14 protein-coding genes are annotated in these 18,342 nt (G+C 42.4%); 7 read left to right on the forward strand and 7 right to left on the reverse strand.

Annotated features, from left to right (window positions below; all coding sequences use genetic code 11):
- Positions 1-114 precede the first annotated feature (114 nt).
- The 5 genes from acnD to MP622_RS09380 all read right to left on the reverse strand — a co-directional run bounded on the left by acnD (position 115) and on the right by MP622_RS09380 (position 8,984).
- Positions 115-2,739 carry a Fe/S-dependent 2-methylisocitrate dehydratase AcnD gene (gene acnD / locus MP622_RS09360; protein WP_243790656.1) on the reverse strand — a complete coding sequence of 875 codons (2,625 nt, stop codon included), beginning with the start codon at positions 2,737-2,739 and terminating at the stop codon, positions 115-117.
- Complete coding sequence (prpC, locus tag MP622_RS09365) at positions 2,739-3,890, reverse strand: 2-methylcitrate synthase (protein ID WP_243790658.1); 1,152 nt, start codon at positions 3,888-3,890, stop codon at positions 2,739-2,741. The genes acnD and prpC overlap by 1 nt, the downstream gene beginning before the upstream one ends.
- Before the next feature lie 96 nt (positions 3,891-3,986).
- Positions 3,987-4,871 carry a methylisocitrate lyase gene (gene prpB, locus MP622_RS09370; protein ID WP_243790660.1) on the reverse strand — a complete coding sequence of 295 codons (885 nt, stop codon included), beginning with the start codon at positions 4,869-4,871 and terminating at the stop codon, positions 3,987-3,989.
- A gap of 23 nt (positions 4,872-4,894) precedes the next feature.
- Positions 4,895-5,578, reverse strand: coding sequence for a GntR family transcriptional regulator (locus MP622_RS09375; protein ID WP_104440997.1), 684 nt, complete (start codon positions 5,576-5,578; stop codon positions 4,895-4,897).
- A gap of 430 nt (positions 5,579-6,008) precedes the next feature.
- Positions 6,009-8,984: a heavy metal translocating P-type ATPase gene (locus tag MP622_RS09380; protein ID WP_243790662.1), complete on the reverse strand. Its 2,976-nt coding sequence runs from the start codon at positions 8,982-8,984 to the stop codon at positions 6,009-6,011.
- Between the two features lie 82 nt (positions 8,985-9,066).
- Here MP622_RS09380 and MP622_RS09385 point away from each other — a divergent pair, with 82 nt between their 5' ends.
- From MP622_RS09385 to MP622_RS09400, 4 genes are all read left to right on the forward strand, one after another.
- Entirely contained in the window at positions 9,067-9,462 is a 396-nt protein-coding gene (locus MP622_RS09385) for a MerR family transcriptional regulator (RefSeq protein WP_016165866.1), read from the forward strand.
- Positions 9,463-9,533: 71 nt separating this feature from the next.
- Positions 9,534-10,124 (forward strand): 5-formyltetrahydrofolate cyclo-ligase, encoded by a 591-nt coding sequence (locus tag MP622_RS09390; protein WP_243790664.1) that lies wholly within the window; start codon positions 9,534-9,536, stop codon positions 10,122-10,124.
- A 148-nt stretch (positions 10,125-10,272) separates the two neighbouring features.
- Positions 10,273-12,702, forward strand: a complete 2,430-nt coding sequence (gene lon, locus MP622_RS09395; RefSeq protein WP_243790666.1) for an endopeptidase La — start codon at positions 10,273-10,275, stop codon at positions 12,700-12,702.
- Between the two features lie 131 nt (positions 12,703-12,833).
- Positions 12,834-13,214, forward strand: a complete 381-nt coding sequence (locus MP622_RS09400; RefSeq protein ID WP_151504205.1) for a VOC family protein — start codon at positions 12,834-12,836, stop codon at positions 13,212-13,214.
- 282 nt (positions 13,215-13,496) lie between these two features.
- Here the strand turns inward: MP622_RS09400 and MP622_RS09405 are convergent, their stop codons facing one another.
- Positions 13,497-14,390 carry a M20/M25/M40 family metallo-hydrolase gene (locus tag MP622_RS09405; RefSeq protein WP_228155356.1) on the reverse strand — a complete coding sequence of 298 codons (894 nt, stop codon included), beginning with the start codon at positions 14,388-14,390 and terminating at the stop codon, positions 13,497-13,499.
- A gap of 198 nt (positions 14,391-14,588) precedes the next feature.
- Here MP622_RS09405 and rlmH point away from each other — a divergent pair, with 198 nt between their 5' ends.
- The 3 genes from rlmH (at position 14,589) to MP622_RS09420 (ending at position 16,848) form a co-directional block, all read left to right on the forward strand.
- Entirely contained in the window at positions 14,589-15,071 is a 483-nt protein-coding gene (gene rlmH / locus MP622_RS09410; RefSeq protein WP_026441300.1) for a 23S rRNA (pseudouridine(1915)-N(3))-methyltransferase RlmH, read from the forward strand.
- Between the two features lie 114 nt (positions 15,072-15,185).
- Positions 15,186-15,962, forward strand: a complete 777-nt coding sequence (locus MP622_RS09415; protein ID WP_243790667.1) for a class III extradiol ring-cleavage dioxygenase — start codon at positions 15,186-15,188, stop codon at positions 15,960-15,962.
- A gap of 115 nt (positions 15,963-16,077) precedes the next feature.
- Positions 16,078-16,848, forward strand: a complete 771-nt coding sequence (locus tag MP622_RS09420) for an META and DUF4377 domain-containing protein (protein WP_243790669.1) — start codon at positions 16,078-16,080, stop codon at positions 16,846-16,848.
- A gap of 65 nt (positions 16,849-16,913) precedes the next feature.
- Here MP622_RS09420 and gdhA read toward each other — a convergent pair whose 3' ends face one another.
- A complete protein-coding gene (gdhA, locus tag MP622_RS09425; protein ID WP_026441301.1) occupies positions 16,914-18,257 on the reverse strand; it encodes an NADP-specific glutamate dehydrogenase in 1,344 nt (447 codons plus the stop codon).
- Positions 18,258-18,342: the final 85 nt, after the last annotated feature.

Genomic DNA, 18,342 nt, shown 5'->3' on the forward strand with positions numbered 1-18,342 from the left:
TTTCTTTACCTCCATACCAAATTCAAAAGTATTTTTATTCTATATTTTCATTTACATAAAAAAACCCCACTCTAAAAGTAGGGCTTTTTTCAAACAATTTCAAATACTTTTAAACTAAGCTCTTAATTGCTCTTGCTCTTCTTGGCTTTCCAAAAAGTCCTGAGCAAAACGCTGAAGTACACCACCCGCTTCATATACAGACACTTCTTCTTCCGTATCTAGTCGGCAAGTTACAGGCACTTCCACAACTTCATTCTTACCATCCGCTGTAGCACGTTCAATCACTAAAGTTAAAGTCGAACGTGGCGCAATATTACCAATCACGCTGTATAGCTCAGTACCATCCAACTTCAAGGTATTACGGTTTACACCCGGTTTAAACTCAAGTGGTAATACGCCCATACCCACCAAGTTGGTACGGTGAATACGCTCGAAACCTTCCGCGACAATGGCTTCTACACCTGCAAGACGCACGCCTTTTGCAGCCCAGTCACGGCTAGAACCTTGACCATAGTCCACACCTGCGATAATGATCAGCGGTTGCTTACGGTTCATGTAAGTTTCAATCGCTTCCCACATACGCATCACTTCGCCTTCTGGCTCTACACGCGCTTTCGAACCTTGTTTCACTGTACCGTCAGTACGACGTACCATTTCGTTAAACAATTTCGGGTTGGCAAATGTTGCACGTTGTGCCGTTAAGTGGTCACCACGGTGCGTTGCATAAGAGTTAAAATCTTCTTCAGGTACGCCCATTTTGTGAAGATATTCACCCGCAGCCGAGTCCATCAAAATCGCGTTTGAAGGCGACAAGTGGTCGGTGGTGATGTTGTCACCCAAAATCGCAAGTGGACGCATGTTCGCCAAAGTACGTGGCGCAGCCAACGCCCCTTCCCAATATGGAGGACGGCGGATGTAAGTACTTTGTGGACGCCAGTCATAAAGCGGACTTTCGGCTTCTACGTTTACGCCTAAGTCAAACATTGGAATGTAGACTTTACGGAACTGCTCAGGCTTCACAGCTTCTTTAACTAAGGCATCAATTTCAGCATCAGATGGCCAAATGTCTTTCAGGTAAATCGGGTTACCTTCTTTGTCATGACCTAAAGCATCTTTTTCGATATCAAAACGAATTGTACCCGCAATTGCATACGCTACGACAAGCGGTGGAGATGCCAAGAACGCTTGTTTTGCATAAGGATGGATACGACCATCGAAGTTACGGTTACCAGAGAGTACTGCTGTTGCGTACAAGTCACGGTCAATAATTTCTTGCTGAATGACTGGATCTAACGCACCAGACATACCATTACACGTTGTACAAGCATAAGCCACAATACCAAAACCAAGTTGCTCTAAGTCTTTTAGAACACCTGCTTCCTCAAGGTAAAGTGCAGCCGCTTTTGAACCCGGTGCAAATGATGATTTCACCCAAGGTTTACGAACCAAACCTAGCTCATTTGCTTTACGCGCCAACAAACCTGCCGCCACAGTGTTACGTGGGTTAGAGGTGTTGGTACATGAAGTAATAGCAGCAATAATGATTGCACCATCAGGCATTAAACCGTCAGAACGGTTTTCAACAACACCTGCAATGCCTTTTTCTTTTAGGTCGGCGGTAGAAACACGTGCATGTGGGTTTGATGGACCAGCAATGTTACGTGTGACTGTCGATAGATCAAAACGTAGTACACGTGGGTACTCTGCTTTGGTCATTTCAGATGCCCAAAGGCCGATTTCTTTTGCGTACTGTTCAACCAATGCCACTTGAGCATCTTCACGGCCTGTTAGGCGTAAGTAGTCGATTGTGTTTTGATCAATGTAGAACATCGCAGCCGTAGCGCCATATTCTGGAGTCATGTTCGAAATGGTGGCACGGTCACCCACAGACATGCTGTCAGCGCCTTCACCAAAGAACTCAAGGTAAGCACCAACCACGCGTTCTTTACGCAAGAACTCAGTTAAAGCAAGTACGATATCTGTTGCAGTAATACCTGCCTGACGCTGACCTACAAACTCAACACCAATAATGTCTGGTAGACGCATCCAAGATGCACGGCCCAACATTACATTTTCAGCTTCTAATCCACCCACGCCCACAGAAATTACGCCTAAAGCGTCTGTATGTGGCGTATGTGAGTCTGTACCGACGCATGTATCTGGGAATGCTACACCATCACGCGCCTGAATGACCGGAGACATTTTCTCTAGGTTAATCTGGTGCATAATGCCGTTCCCCGCAGGGATTACATCAACATTTTTAAATGCAGTTTTGGTCCACTCAATAAAGTGGAAACGGTCTTCGTTACGGCGGTCTTCAACAGCACGGTTTTTTGCAAAAGCGTCTGGGTCAGCACCGCCATATTCCACCGCTAAAGAGTGGTCTACAATAAGCTGAGTCGGCACAACTGGGTTAACTTTAGATGGGTCGCCGCCTTTGTCTGCAATCGCATCACGTAAACCTGCAAGGTCAACCAATGCAGTTTGGCCTAGGATGTCATGACACACCACACGCGCAGGGTACCAAGGAAAGTCTAAGTCCTGACGGCGTTCAATCAACTGCGTTAAATAATCAGTTAAATTCTCGGCATCGGCACGGCGTACCAATTGCTCTGCGAGTACTTTAGAGGTGTAAGGCAGTTTTTCGTATGCGCCTGGCTGAATATCTTCAACGGCTTGACGCACGTCGTAATATTCAAGCTGGGTTCCTGCCAGCGGTTTACGGTATTTTGTGTTCATTAACCACGCTCCGCCAATGGTTTAAATTCGAGGTTTTCAGGGCCTGTGTAGTTCGCGCTTGGACGAATAATTTTGCCGTCTTGGCGTTGTTCAATTACATGCGCCGACCAACCTGCTGTACGTGCAATCACGAATAACGGTGTAAACATTGCAGTTGGAACACCCATTAAGTGATAGCTCACCGCACTGAACCAGTCGAGGTTCGGGAACATGTTTTTCACTTCTTTCATCACTGCTTCTAAACGTTCCGCAATCAAATACATTTTTTTGTTTTCTTGCGCATCCGCCAATTCAAGTGCAACTTGCTTAATCACTTCGTTACGGGGGTCAGCGATGGTGTAAACAGGGTGACCAAAACCAATCACGACTTCTTTGTTTTCTACACGCTTACGAATGTCTGCTTCTGCTTCGTCTGCGTTGTCGTAGCGCTGTTGAATCACAAATGCAACTTCGTTTGCACCACCATGTTTAGGTCCACGTAATGCACCAATTGCACCTGCAATAGTTGAGTACATGTCTGAACCTGTACCAGCAATTACACGTGAAGTAAACGTCGATGCATTAAACTCATGCTCTGCATACAAAATCAATGACGTGTGCATTGCTTGAATCCATTGTTCACATGGTTTTTCACCGTGTAACAAATGCAGGAAGTGCGCACCAATTGAGTCATCATCGGTTTCAACTTCAATACGTTTGCCGTTGTGACTAAAGTGATACCAGTAAAGCAACATTGAACCGAAAGATGCCATTAACTTGTCTGCGATGTCGCGTGCACCTGCATAGTTATGGTCTTCGTGTTCTGGAGTTAAGCAACCTAGAACTGAAACACCAGTACGCATCACATCCATTGGGTGCGCATATGGTGGAAGTTGTTCTAAAGCCGCTTTAAGTGATGCAGGTAAACCACGAAGACCTTTCAATTTGTTTTTGTAAGCTTTGAGTTCCGCTTTATTCGGTAATTTGCCATGAACCAAAAGGTAAGCTACTTCTTCAAATTCGCTTTGACCCGCAAGGTCTAAAATGTCGTAACCACGGTAGTGCAAATCATTACCACTACGCCCTACGGTGCAAAGTGCTGTATTACCCGCCACTTGTCCGCTGAGTGCGACTGATTTTTTTGGCTTGAATCCGTTTGTTGTTGCATTCATGAGATCTTCCTTCTTCCATTGGGTGGATCAATTCATTTTTATGCTTTGCGTCAGTTTTATTTCCTACACTGACGCAAAGATTTTATGGTTAAACTGTTATTTATTTTTGACAAAAGAGGCATCAAGGTATTGTTCAAACGCATGGTAATTAATGCGGTCATACAATTCTTGACGGGTTTGCATGGTATCGACCACGTTCTTTTGTGTACCTTCATTACGTAAAGTAGTGTAGACATTTTCCGCTGCTTTGTTCATCGCACGGAAAGCTGAAAGAGGATAAAGCGCAATGCTGACATCCGCAGAAGCCAATTCCTCTGTGGTAAATAATGGCGTAGAACCAAATTCAGTAATGTTTGCCAAAATTGGAACATTCGTTGCAGCAGCAAATTGTTTATACATCGCCAATTCAGTAATCGCTTCTGGGAACAACATGTCCGCGCCTGCTTCAATATAAGCACCTGCACGGTCAATTGCAGCTTGCAAACCTTCTACCGCCAAAGCATCGGTACGCGCCATAATCACGAACTTGTCATCACCACGCGCATCAACAGCTGCTTTAATACGGTCTACCATTTCTTGTTGTGAAACAATGGCTTTGTTTGGACGGTGACCACAACGTTTCGCGCCAACTTGGTCTTCAATATGCATAGCCGCTGCACCAAACTTGATGAGTGCTTTGGTGGTACGGGCAATGTTAAATGCTGAAGCACCAAAACCTGTGTCGGCATCGACCAATAAAGGCAAGTCACATACATCGGTAATACGGCGTACATCTGTCAGTACATCATCGAGGTTGCTAATACCTAAGTCAGGCAACCCCAAAGAACCTGCTGCTACACCACCGCCAGATAAATAAATGGCTTTGTAACCTGCACGCTTTGCCAATAAAGCATGATTGGCATTGATGGTTCCGACCACCTGTAGTGGATGTTCACTTGCAACCGCATCACGGAATTTCTGCCCTGCTGATAACGTTGACATACGTCCTCCCTCTCTCTTCATCATTAAATTAGGTTTTGTTCAATGTTCTGATAAGACGCAGCAATGTGGCGTCGCATCAGTAATTCCGCGAGTTCTGCATCACCTTCGGCAATAGCATCTAAAATACGAATATGTTCCGACAAGGCTCGATGCGGACGATTTGGCGTTTTGGAATACTGAATTCGATACATCCGAATCAGGTGATACAACTCATCACATAACATCTTTTCCAAAGTTTTATTGCCACAGTTCTTTATGATGCAATAATGAAAATCGTCCTGACCTTCTTGTAAGTAATAACCTTTCCCTTCTTTAAAATTTGGGTCTTGCGCATGTAAATGGAGCACTTCACGCAAATTTAAAATCTGCTGTTTATCGATGCTTTGTGCCGCCAAACGGCAAGCCAAACCTTCCAAGTTTTCACGAATTTGATACAGCTCAAACAGTTGTTGATGCGATAAAGACACTACACGCGCGCCGACATGAGCAGTGCGTTCTACCAATTTTTGCCCTTCTAAGCGGTGGATGGCTTCACGTAAAGGTCCACGACTAATGCCATATACACGCGCCAGCTCTGGTTCAGAAATTTTACTGCCCGCTGCAATTTCACCGCTCACAATCGCAGTTTGAATTTTTCTGAAAATCTGGTCGGTTAAAGTCGCGGTAGCGACTTGTTTTGTCTGTGGAGACAGCTCGTCAATTTGCATATTGTCAACAATCAGATCAATTATTAGCTAAAATAAGCACAAATAAATTAAAATGCAACAATATTGTCAACAACTTTGGTATTAGACTTGAAAATGCGATGGACGAAGACTTGACAATGTTTAAGTAAAATCATATCGGGTATCCGTTCTAAAGATGTTTCAATACAACAGCTCTATAATTTATTTTAATTCAATATTTTAAATCTTATTTCAATGCTGATTCTGTGATAGAAAAGCATTTTTTATATCCATGTCGTGACCCACGCTTTCAACACTTGGTTTGAGTCCAATCACGAAGTTGTCCTGAATGACCCTTGAGTTTTATTGTCGACACTTCAGTTTTTATTTTGTTCTATCTGTTATGCCGTAAATAGAAAAAAGCCTCAAGGAAATGCTTGAGGCTTTTGTTACCATTTATATGCTGCTGGACTTATTTTGCCTTTTGCAAACGTAAGGCATTTAAAACCACAGACAGTGAGCTAAGCGACATCGCTACTGCGGCTAACATCGGAGTGAGTAATAACCCAGTGAGTGGATAGAAAATTCCCGCTGCGACAGGTACACCCAAGCCGTTATAGACAAAAGAAAAGGCAAGGTTCTGTTTCATATTACGTACACCAAGTTTCGCCATATGCAAGGCGTCGGCTGCTCCACGAATATCACCTTTCACCAAGGTCACTTGTGCCGTCTGTTTTGCAATATCGGTTCCATTCCCCATCGCAATCCCGACATTGGCTTGGGCAAGCGCTGGTGCATCATTAATCCCATCACCCGCCATAGCAACAATTTTGCCCTGCGCCTGATATTTCTTCACAATCTCCAATTTTTCGATTGGGGTACAATTGCCATGCACATGCTGAATGCCTAACTCTTTTGCCACCAGTTGCGCATTTTTCTCGTGGTCACCTGTCGCCATCACCACTTCAATACCATCATCAATCAATTGCTGAATCACTTGAGGGGCATTGGCTTTAATTGCATCATGGATAGAAATATACGCCAGCACCTCCTGGCTATTGCTCAAGAAACTTATGACATTGCCTATCGCACGTTGCTGATCTAACTGGCTTTGTAGTGTAGTGTCTAAGGTGATACCGAGTTGTTCTAGCAACTTTTGACTACCGATATACAAGGTTTGCTCGCCAATTTGACCTTTGACGCCAAAGCCCGTAACATCTTCAAAGTCTTCCACTTTTAGCAATTGCTGCGTAGGAACAATTTGAGTCAAAGTTTGAGCAATCGGGTGACTTGAATATTGCTCAATCGAGGCAATCCACTGTTCAACTTGAGTTTGTTCCACATTTGGGCTGAGTAACCGAATTTCTTTCAAACTCGGCTTACCTTCAGTCAAGGTTCCAGTTTTGTCGACAATCAGCGTATTAACCTTACTTAAGGCTTCAATCGCTTCCGCATCTTTAAACAGAACACCTTTCTGTGCTGCACGACCTGTAGTGGCCATCACGGACATTGGCGTTGCTAAACCAAGCGCACATGGACAAGCAATAATCAGTACCGCTACAGCACACATCAATGCCAAGTCAAATTGCGCACCACCAAACACCATCCATGCAACAAAGGTCAAAGCACTAATGAACAACACCACAATCACAAAATATTTAGCAAACACATCGGCTAAACGTTGTAGCGGTGCTTTAGAACGCTGCGCTTCTGCAACTGTCTGAATCATTTTCGATAATGTTGTATTAGCACCTACAGCCGTGGTTTGTATTCGAATACTGCCTTGTTGATTCACTGTGCCACCAATGACTGTGTCGTGCACTTGCTTTTTCACTGGCACAGGTTCACCCGTCATCATGGCTTCATCGACATAGGTTTTGCCTTCTACCACCACGCCATCCAGTGGAATCTGATCACCTGAGGAAATCTGTAAAATATCGCCTTGTTTGACCATACCAATATCTACTTCAATCACTTGATCATTTTGAACCAACTTAGCGGTGTTGACTTGGAGTTTGAGCAAGGCTTTCAATGAATCGGCTGTTTTGGCACGGGCTTTTAGCTCCATGATTTGACCAAGCAAACTCAGAGATACAATCATACACGCCGCTTCATAATACACCGCGACACCATGTCCTGTTTTGGCTGCCATCGGAATCAGGCTTGGAAAGATAGTCGCCACGACACTATAAATATAGGCGGCTAATACCCCAACCCCAATCAGACTCCACATATTCAAGTTACGGGTTTTATACGAGGTCCAACAGCGCTCAATAAACGGTTTACCCGCCCACAACACCACAGGGGTCGCGAGGACTAGCTCAATCCACGGCTGAATATGCGGTGAAATGAAACTATGGAGATGTGAACCCATCGCTAAAACAAACACGATTAACGTCAGTGGTAAAGTCATCCAAAAGCGATGACTAAAATCAACCAATTCAGGATTTGGTGCATCATCTAAAGTCGGTTGCATCGGCTCCAGCGCCATACCACAAATCGGACACGTGCCCGGCCCTTTTTGCACAATTTCAGGGTCCATCGGACAGGTATAATCCATATCAGCAGCACCTTCAGGCACAGGACGCTGATCGGCTGGAATTAGATAAAACTCAGGATCGCCCTTAAATTTGTCTAAGCAAGATGGATTACAGAAATAATAAGTCTGTTGCTGATAATCCGTTTTTAACTCAGTATTTGGGTCAACAGACATACCGCAGACGGGGTCAATAAAAGCTGATGCTCCTGACTGGACATGCTGCTCATGTGCGTGTTTCCCGCCACCACAGCAACCTGTTTTAGCTGGTTCTGGTTTAGGCTTTGCTGCACAACAACTTGATTTTGATTCAGCTTGTGCTGTTTCTGGAGTTTTAGATTCTGTACCACAACATGTTGAGGCTTTCTTCTCTTCTGGTTTAGAAGTTCCACAACATCCTGATACTTTCGCGGACTTTTCTTCAACTGTCGTAACATAGCTTTCAGGCGCAGCGATAAATTTTTGCTGACATTTTTCACTGCAAAAATAATAGTTTTTGCCCTGCCATTCGCTATGTGGTTTACTAAAATCCGTGACCGTCATGCCACACACAGGGTCTGTAAAGCTTTCTGCTTGAGGTACTTTACCTTGCTGGTGGTTGCTCGCACAGCCACACCCTTTTGATGCTGTGACCATACTTTCTGCTTCAGGTTGGACTGAACTATCCGCTTGCTCAGTTTTCGCTTTGCTACAACAAGAACTTTGCGCTTTTTTTGAGGTTAGATAAGCTTCAGGATCGGCTGTAAATTTCTTTAAACAGCCTGAGCAACAAAACAAATAACGAACTGATTGATGCTCATACACATGTGGAGAATCCTCTGCTACCGTCATACCGCAAACAGGATCGATATTTATCACTGTAGACACTGATTTCTGTTTTGAACAGCAAGACGTTTTGTGTTGCTCACTCATTCTGGCTCACCTTTTATTTTTTGATTGTGTTAGCATAAAGTCTGTACCTAGGTACTGAGTCAAGCCTTTTGAAGATTATTTTATGCTCACTATCGGCAAACTGGCAAAACAGTGTCATGTTAATGTTGAAACGATTCGTTATTATCAACGGATTGGTCTTATGCGCATTCCTGAAACCACACAAAACTATCGTTATTACAGCCAACAAGACATTGAAACCTTAAGCTTTATTCAAAAAGGTAAAGATGCTGGCTTGCAGCTCAGTGAAATTCAAGATCTATTACATTTACAACTGAATGACCGAGAAAAAGTCCGTGATGTGATTCAACAACGACTGGAAAAAATTGATCAACGGATTCAAGAATTAAATGCACTGAAACAGCGTCTTTCAACTTGGGTAGATGAATGTAAAACCACGACAGACAGTTGCTGCCCAATTTTGCAAGAACTGAAAAAAGGTTCAACGACTGAACTATAAACAGTTGCCGTCTTTTAAATTTGGCGATCACTTTTCCACTCACCTTTTCGATACTCAGGACTGCGTTCATTATGTCGATTGAACTTGCCCAACTCAGAAAACAGCTTCGCAAACAACGCAGACAAGTTTCCGTTTATCAACAACAACAGTCTGAGCAGCAAATTTTACAGCGCCTAAGATCTGTGCCCAAATTTAAACAGGCCAAGCATGTCGGCATTTATCTACATGCCTTTGGAGAAATTCAGACCCGTAAAATCATTGAATATTGTTTTCATCAAAAAAAGTCGGTGTATTTACCGATGATTTGCAATATGAATCAACGCTTGGTGTGGGTCAAAGTTTCACGCAATCAATTTCAAAACAAACGCTTTTCCCACCATCCGCTTGGTATGCAAGAACCCATGGCAACACGTGGGCATCACGTTTCACACCTAGACCTGCTACTAATGCCTTTATTGGCGTGTGATCTTTATGGCACGCGTATTGGCATGGGCGGCGGTTTTTACGACAAAACCTTAGCTGCTGCACCCTATCACCGTCCGTTTCGTCTTGGTTTGGCCCATCACTTTCAACTAGTACCACAGCGCCTCATTCGAGAAAAATGGGATCAACCTTTAGATGCACTGCTTACGCCTCAACAATATTTACGCTTCAAGCGCTAAAATTGACATTTTTGACTGTTGAGAATACTTAAAAATCACATGTTTAGTCATTTTTTATACAATTTATTTTGACCTGCCCTTGTATTTTTTAAAATACCCATCACTATAAAAAACATGGCAACACCGTTGTCACTCATTAGGAGTGCCCATGTCTGAAATTATTATGAATCAAGAAACCTTAGAGCCTCAGGTTCCAAGTGTATTACCACTTTTAGCGTTACGTGATGTAGTGGTGTATCCACACATGCAAATCGCGCTATTTGTAGGTCGTGAAAAATCGATCAATGCAGTTGATGTGGCTCGTAACAGTGACAATCTAGTATTTGTAGTTGCTCAGAAAGATTCTCTTTCAGAAGAAATTGATCACGACAACTTATATCAATACGGTACTGTCGCGAAGATTGTACAAGTTGTGAATCATGAAAATGATGAAAACTGTATAAAAGTATTAATCGAAGGCTTGCATCGTTCAAAGCTAGAAAAAATCATTGATGAAAATGATTATCTAACTGCGGAACATTCGCTTAGCCCTATGTCAGTTCACATTGACGAAACAACCCAAGCAACACGTGTTCAAGAATTACGTGCTCTATTTGCTCAATATGCTGAAGCAAAATTACGTAATGCGCGTGAACTCGTTGCTGCAGCAAACAAAATTGATGATTTACTGCAATTGCTATTCTTCGTAGCGACTCGTGTTCCACTGAATATTGATGTGAAACAAAAATTCCTTGAGCACGATGAGTTTGAGGCACATCTACAAGAACTGATGACCTATTTGTTGCAACAGTCTGAAGAGCAACAGATCGAGCAAACTTTACATGACTCAGTGAAGCGTCAAATGGAGAAAAACCAACGCGAATACTTCCTCAATGAAAAGATGAAGGTTATTCAGCGTGAGCTTTCTGACATGAATGGCGGTGCAGAAGACGACGTAGCTGAAATTGAGAAACGTCTTGCTGAAGCAGATTTACCTGAGCACGTACGTAAAAAAGCAGAAGCTGAATTCCGTAAGCTTAAAGCGATGCAACCTGCGTCAAGTGAAGCGGCTGTGGTACGTAACTATTTAGAGGTGATCTTAGATACACCTTGGAATAAAGCCAGCAAAGTCAGCATTAACTTAAGCAAAGCGCAAGAAATTCTCGATGCAGATCATTACGGCTTAGATGACGTGAAAGATCGTATTGTGGAATATTTAGCGGTTCAATCTCGCGTGAAAAAACTCAAAGGCCCAATCCTTTGTTTAGTTGGCCCTCCGGGTGTAGGTAAAACCTCACTGGGCGAATCTGTTGCGAAAGCGACTGGTCGTGAGTTTGTCCGTATGGCGCTGGGCGGTGTACGTGACGAAGCGGAAATCCGCGGTCACCGTCGTACCTATATCGGTGCGATGCCAGGTAAAATTGTACAATCGTTAACGAAAGTTGGCGTGAAGAACCCATTGTTTTTGCTCGATGAAATCGACAAGATGGCGCAAGACTACCGTGGCGACCCTGCTTCTGCATTGCTTGAAGTACTTGATCCATCACAGAACAACAAGTTTAACGATCACTATTTAGATCTTGATCTTGACCTGTCTGAAGTAATGTTCATCTGTACTGCTAACAGCATGAATATTCCTGAAGCATTGTTGGATCGTATGGAAGTGATTCGCCTACCGGGTTATACCGAAGACGAAAAAGTCAATATTGCTGAGCGTTACCTTGTTCCGAAGGCCATTAAGAACAACGGTTTACGTGCTAAAGAATTGACTGTTCATGAAGAAGCGATTCGTGACATCGTGCAGCGTTATACACGTGAAGCAGGTGTGCGTAGCTTAGAACGCGAAGTCTCTAAAATTGCACGTAAAGTGGTAAAAGAAGCGGTCAGCAAGAAAGCGAAAAACCTGCAAGTTGATGTGACTTCGGCTAATCTTCCAGACTACTTAGGTCCACATAAGTTTGACTTTGGTATGGCAGAAGATGAAGCGCAAGTGGGTCGTGTCAACGGTTTAGCGTGGACTTCAGTCGGTGGTGAGTTATTGACCATTGAAGTAGCAGCTGTCAAAGGTAAAGGGAAATTTATCACCACGGGTTCACTCGGTGATGTGATGAAAGAATCGATTACCGCAGCCATGACCGTGGTACGTACACGTGCAGATGAGTTGGGCATCGAGTCAACTCGCTTTGAAGAGACCGATGTTCACGTCCACTTACCAGAAGGTGCAACACCAAAAGATGGCCCATCTGCTGGCTTAGCACTGACTACAGCATTGGTTTCTGCCTTTACAGGTATCCCAATTCGCCCTGACATTGCCATGACAGGTGAAACGAGTCTTGGTGGTCGTGCAATGCGTATTGGTGGTTTGAAAGAAAAATTGCTTGCTGCACACCGTGGAGGCATTAAATTAGTCTTCATTCCTCAAGATAACGTCCGTGATCTTGCAGAGATTCCTGAAAATGTGAAAGAAGGGCTTGAGATTAAAGCAGTGAAATCGATTGATGAGATTTTACCTCTTGCCTTGACATCAAAGCCTGAACCTTTGGTCAAAGCACCGATTGTAAAACCAGTCGATGATGGTAAAAAAGCCGCACGTCACTAATTTTAGCAAGAGAAAAAAGAGAGCTACGGCTCTCTTTTTTTATTACAAATTACTGTAAATAACACCACACATCTTCGTGCTTTTATCCCCTAAAATAAATTGCATCCAAAGGATGATACAGGACCATTAAAATGAAAAACCCTGTCGGATGGTTTGAAATATATGTCAATGACATAACCCGAGCCAAACAATTTTATGAAGCAGTATTTAATATTCAACTCTCTGAATTGACTCCTCCTTCTGAGGGTAACTCGCTTCAAATGTGGGCGTTCCCATCGGATATGCAAGTTTATGGCGCTTCTGGTGCTTTAGTTCAAATGTCAGGAGTCGCCGCAGGTGGAAACAGCACATTAATCTATTTTTCATGTGAAGACTGTGCAGATGAAGCAGCCCGAATTGGTGAAGCGGGCGGTAAGATTCATGAATCAAAAACTTCAATTGGTGAGTACGGATTTATTGTTTTAGCTTTTGATACAGAAGGAAATATGATTGGTTTACATTCTATGAAGTAAACCAGCGTATCGTAAATAATTTAAGGTTATCGTATATTCTAACTTTGAATATTAAGCAGGTTTCCCTTCATAAATCAGACTTGAAAAAATCCAAAGAACACCCAATATTAAATAATAAGAATACATATGTGCTGTATGTTTCTTATTCTTAAAGGTTATCTGTTTCTCCAGGCAGATAATCTCTTGATCGCAGTCCTTACACTATTCAAGGACTGCGTTTTTTATTGGTATTCTTTAATTTTTCTACATAAAAATAATAATGCCCTTTTCATCCTACATTATTTACTTCAATATCGTTTGCACCAACCCATCGATCACCTGAGTCATCTTTTCAAGATTTAGGGTCTTTAATGTGTCGGCAGCCGTATGATAATTCTTATTCCGATAAAAAGCGGTATCGGTCAGCATAATCGCAGGAATATCATAATTCCAATAGTTGCTATGACTTGAAAAATTCAATCCTGGGGTAAAAGATGGTGCGACTAAACGCTGGCATTCCAATTGCTGCATGGCAGTACAAAAATTCTCACCTAATCCACGCGAATCGATATCACTCACCGCTGCAATAAAATTACCGTGACTTGGATAAATCCACTTCAATCCAACAGGATATTCTTGCACCAGTGCTGTATCGTAGTAGCCAATCATTTCCAGAATATAAACCCCTAGGATCTTATCGCGTTGTGCTTGTACTGACTTGGCATGTACATAACTGCCCATATATTCTGTATTGGTATATGGCGGTTCTTCAAGCGTATAAAAAGCAAATTCTACATTATGGCTTAGATGGCTTTTTTCCTGTGACAAAATACGAGCCGCTTCAATCACTCCCGCGACCCCAGAGGCATTATCATCTGCTCCCTGTACTTGACCAAACACATCATAATGTGCGCCAACGATGACTTTTTCGGCTCCTCCCACATTTAATGAACAGACCACGTTGCGATAATTCTGCCGATTCACAATATAATTCTGAAATTGACAAGGAATACCAAATAAACGCATTTGCTCTTTGATCCAAGCTGAAACTCGATTTAATTCGGCAATATTTTGATGATTCCGAAATGAACCTGTACCAATAATTTGCTGTAAGTAAAGTTGGACATTCTGGACGTCAGCTTGTTGGCTGGTCGCAGAATTGGCCTGACTCTGCGTAACCACCGAAATAGCCGTCATCAGTAAACCAACCCAAGCTACTTTCAAAAATTTATTCCTTTTCATTTATTATTATTCCACCGTCATCACAATTTTTTTCGTTCTTACAGAGCATTAATGCAACAGCCAGTAATTATTTTCAATTGCAAAATGTATATCGAGATTGGATTGTATTCATTCAACGCTATAATTCTGCTGAATAAGCATGTGATGCCAGATATGAAAATACGAATTCTGACCATTGGTCAAAAAATGCCAGCTTGGGTTCTGACGGGTTTTGAAGATTATTTCAAACGAATTCAACCCTTTGTACAAACGCAAATTATTGAGTTGCCCATGGCAAAGCGTGGAAAAAATGATTCTGAAGCCGACATTTTAAAATATCGACAAATTGAAGGTGATAGCATTTTAAATGCACTCAAACAGAATGAAACGCTCATCGCGCTTGAAGTGGGTGGTCGTGAATTCAGCACCGAAAAACTGGCTGATACCATGAAGTCTTGGATGCTGGAAGGCAATGATGTCGCCTTGGCGATTGGTGGACCAGATGGTCATTCAGAAGCGGTCCGTAAAGCAGCCGCATGGCATTGGTCATTATCAAAACTGACCTTGCCACACCCATTGGTGCGTGTCATGCTGATTGAACAGTTATATCGAGCCATGAGCATTAATCACAATCATCCCTATCATCGGGCGGGTTAAAGCCATCTCCTATCATTCTATAATTGCAACAATACGTTGAATAGAAATGCTTTATTCAACTATTTCTCTTTGGCATGATGAACATATTCTCTTATTCAAATTAGGCGCAAGACGATGAATCTACAAACTTTACCAGGTTTATTTATTTCTCATGGATCTCCCATGCTTACGCTTAACCCTGAACAAGTCGGTCCAGCCTTACAACGTTTGAGTTTAAATCTACCAACACCTAAAGCGATTGTCGTGATGTCAGCACACTGGGAAAGTCAGGCACTTGAGGTCAATACGGGCATCCGCCCAGAAACTTGGCATGATTTTCGTGGTTTCCCCCCTGCGCTATATGAAATTCGCTACCCTGCTCCTGGTGACCCTCAACTTGCCGAAGACATTTTAAAGCGACTGTCTGATGCAGGATTTGATGCCCACGCCAATAATAGCCGCCCGCGTGATCATGGTGTGTGGATGCCATTACTCCACATGTTCCCGAATGCAGATATCCCAGTGGTTGAAATTTCACTACCTATGCATATGTCAGCAGAACAGATTTATCAAATTGGGCAAGCTCTTTCAGTTTTGCGTGAACAACAAGTTCTACTGATTGGTTCGGGCAGTATTACCCATAATTTGTCTGAATTGTCATGGCATGGGGAATCGCAGGATGTGCCTATATGGGCATCGACCTTCCGAAACTATGTGGTTCAAAAACTGTCGCATCAAGACTATGAAGCAGTATTGGACTGGAACAGTATTCCCTATGTACAGCGCAATCATCCAACTTTAGAACATTTTTCGCCTTTATTTTTTGCAATGGGTACGGGCACACGCTTTAATATTGTCCATAGCAGTTTCACAATGGGTTCATTGGGAATGGACATTTACCGTTTTGACTAATCCTTTCTAAAAATTAAAGAAATGAATACAAATGTTGTACACGTATTCATTTCTTTTTTTTATTAATCATTTAACCTTTAGTTTTGTATCTATTCACTAAAGTGTTAATTTAAAAATGAAATTGAAATACCTTTTACTTGCTTTGTTGCCTTTTTCTCTTGCTGCTTGCCAATCAACTCAAACACCATCAAATTTGGATCAAGCCGTGAATGTACAATCAATTCCTGATCAAAACAAAACGCTTGCTGCCTATGAATGGATCAGCACTACATCGACCACGCCAAAACCTTTAACACTGTCGTTTAATACACAAGGACAATTGTCTGTAAAAACTAGCTGTAACGGTTTAGGTACGAGCTGGAAAATTGAAGGTGACAAAATTGTCACAGGTGCAATGATGGGCACACAAATGGCTTGTGCTGAACCTGCGATGCAACAAGAACGCTTAGCTGCAGATTTACTCGGTCAACGTTCAATTCAATTTACCTTGAATAGCCAAAATGTTGAAGCACCTACCTTAACACTGCTTTCTGCGAAAGGCGAAAAACATGTCTTTGTTGGGAAAATGACACCTGAAACTAAATACCAATCTCAAGGTGAAACCATCTTTTTAGAAATTTCGCCAGAAACAAAAACTTGTTCAGCTGGTGTCGCTCGCATTGAGTGCTTACAAGTTCGTGAAATCAAATATGATGACAAAGGTATAAAAACAACTGTCGATAAAGATTGGACTTTATTCTACGACCATATCGAAGGCTATACTCACGATTCTAAAACCCGCCAAATTGTTCGTGTAAAACGTTTTGAACGTCAAAACCCTGCTGCAGACCAATCTAAATATGCTTATGTCAAAGATATGGTGATTGAAACCGAAACTGTAAAATAAATACAAGCATAAAAAAGCCGATGCAATTGCATCGGCTTTTTTATCTGAACTGCTCGTTTTCTGTCTTAGAACACACCCTGCGACAGCATAGCATCAGCAACTTTCACGAAGCCTGCAATATTGGCGCCATCCACATAATTAATGCTACCGTCTGCTTTTGTGCCATATTTAACACAATTACGGTGAATATCTTTCATAATTGCATGTAAACGCTCATCGACTTCTTCGAAGCTCCATCCTAAACGCAATGCATTTTGTGACATTTCAAGACCCGAAGTGGCTACACCACCAGCATTAGATGCCTTACCTGGTGCATACAGAATTTTCGCTGCAACAAATTTTTCTACAGCATCGAGTGTTGAAGGCATATTGGCACCTTCTGCAACACAGAAAACACCATTAGCCAATAATACCTCTGCATCTTCACCCGTCAATTCATTCTGAGTTGCACATGGTAAAGCGATATCACAAGGAATCCCCCAAGGGCGTTTGCCTTCTAAATATTCAAATCCATGCTTAGATGCAAATTCAGAAATACGTCCACGGGCTTCATTTTTTAAATGCATTACTTCTGCTAGAAGTTCATCGGTGAAACCATCTTTGACATAAACCGTACCATTCGAGTCTGAAAGTGATACAACTTTTGCGCCTAGGAACATGGCTTTTTCAGCAGCAAATTGTGCAACATTACCCGAACCTGAAATGGTCACAGTTTTTCCGTGGAAACTATCACCACGCGTTTTTAGCATTTCTTCAGCAAAGTATACTGTGCCATAACCCGTTGCTTCTGGACGTGCCAAAGACCCACCAAATGCCAAACCTTTTCCAGTAAATACACAAGAAGTATCATTACTGAGTTTTTTCATCATCCCAGCCATATAGCCGACTTCACGACCACCAACACCAATATCTCCAGCAGGAATATCTGTGTTAGAACCTAAGTGACGGTATAGCTCAATCATTAATGCTTGGCAGAAACGCATAATTTCGCCTTCTGACTTCCCTTTAGGGTCAAAGTCAGAACCGCCTTTTCCGCCACCCATAGGCAACGTTGTTAAGGCATTTTTAAAAGTCTGTTCAAAACCCAAGAATTTTAAAATGGATAAATTGACAGAGGGATGGAAACGCATCCCACCCTTAAATGGACCAATTGCTGAGTTGTATTGAACACGAAATGCTCGATTTACTTGGGTGTTACCTTGATCATCGACCCATGACACGCGGAATTGGATAGCACGTTCTGGTTCAATTAAACGCTCAAGTAATCCATGTGCTGCATATTTTGGGTTCTTTTCAATGAATGGCCACAGACTGGTCATCACCTCTTCTACCGCTTGTAAAAACTCGGGTTGGTGTGCATCACGTGTTTTTACGTAATCCAAAAAGTCGTTTAGGCTACTGTATTTCAACACTTCATCCTCAGCAATTTATGAATCAAAATAGGTCAAAATTAAATTAAGTGATAAATTTTGGCGCAAAACATTAAATACTTTT

The organism is Acinetobacter sp. PK01 (genome assembly GCF_022819285.1).
Taxonomy (GTDB): Bacteria; Pseudomonadota; Gammaproteobacteria; order Pseudomonadales; family Moraxellaceae; genus Acinetobacter; species Acinetobacter tandoii.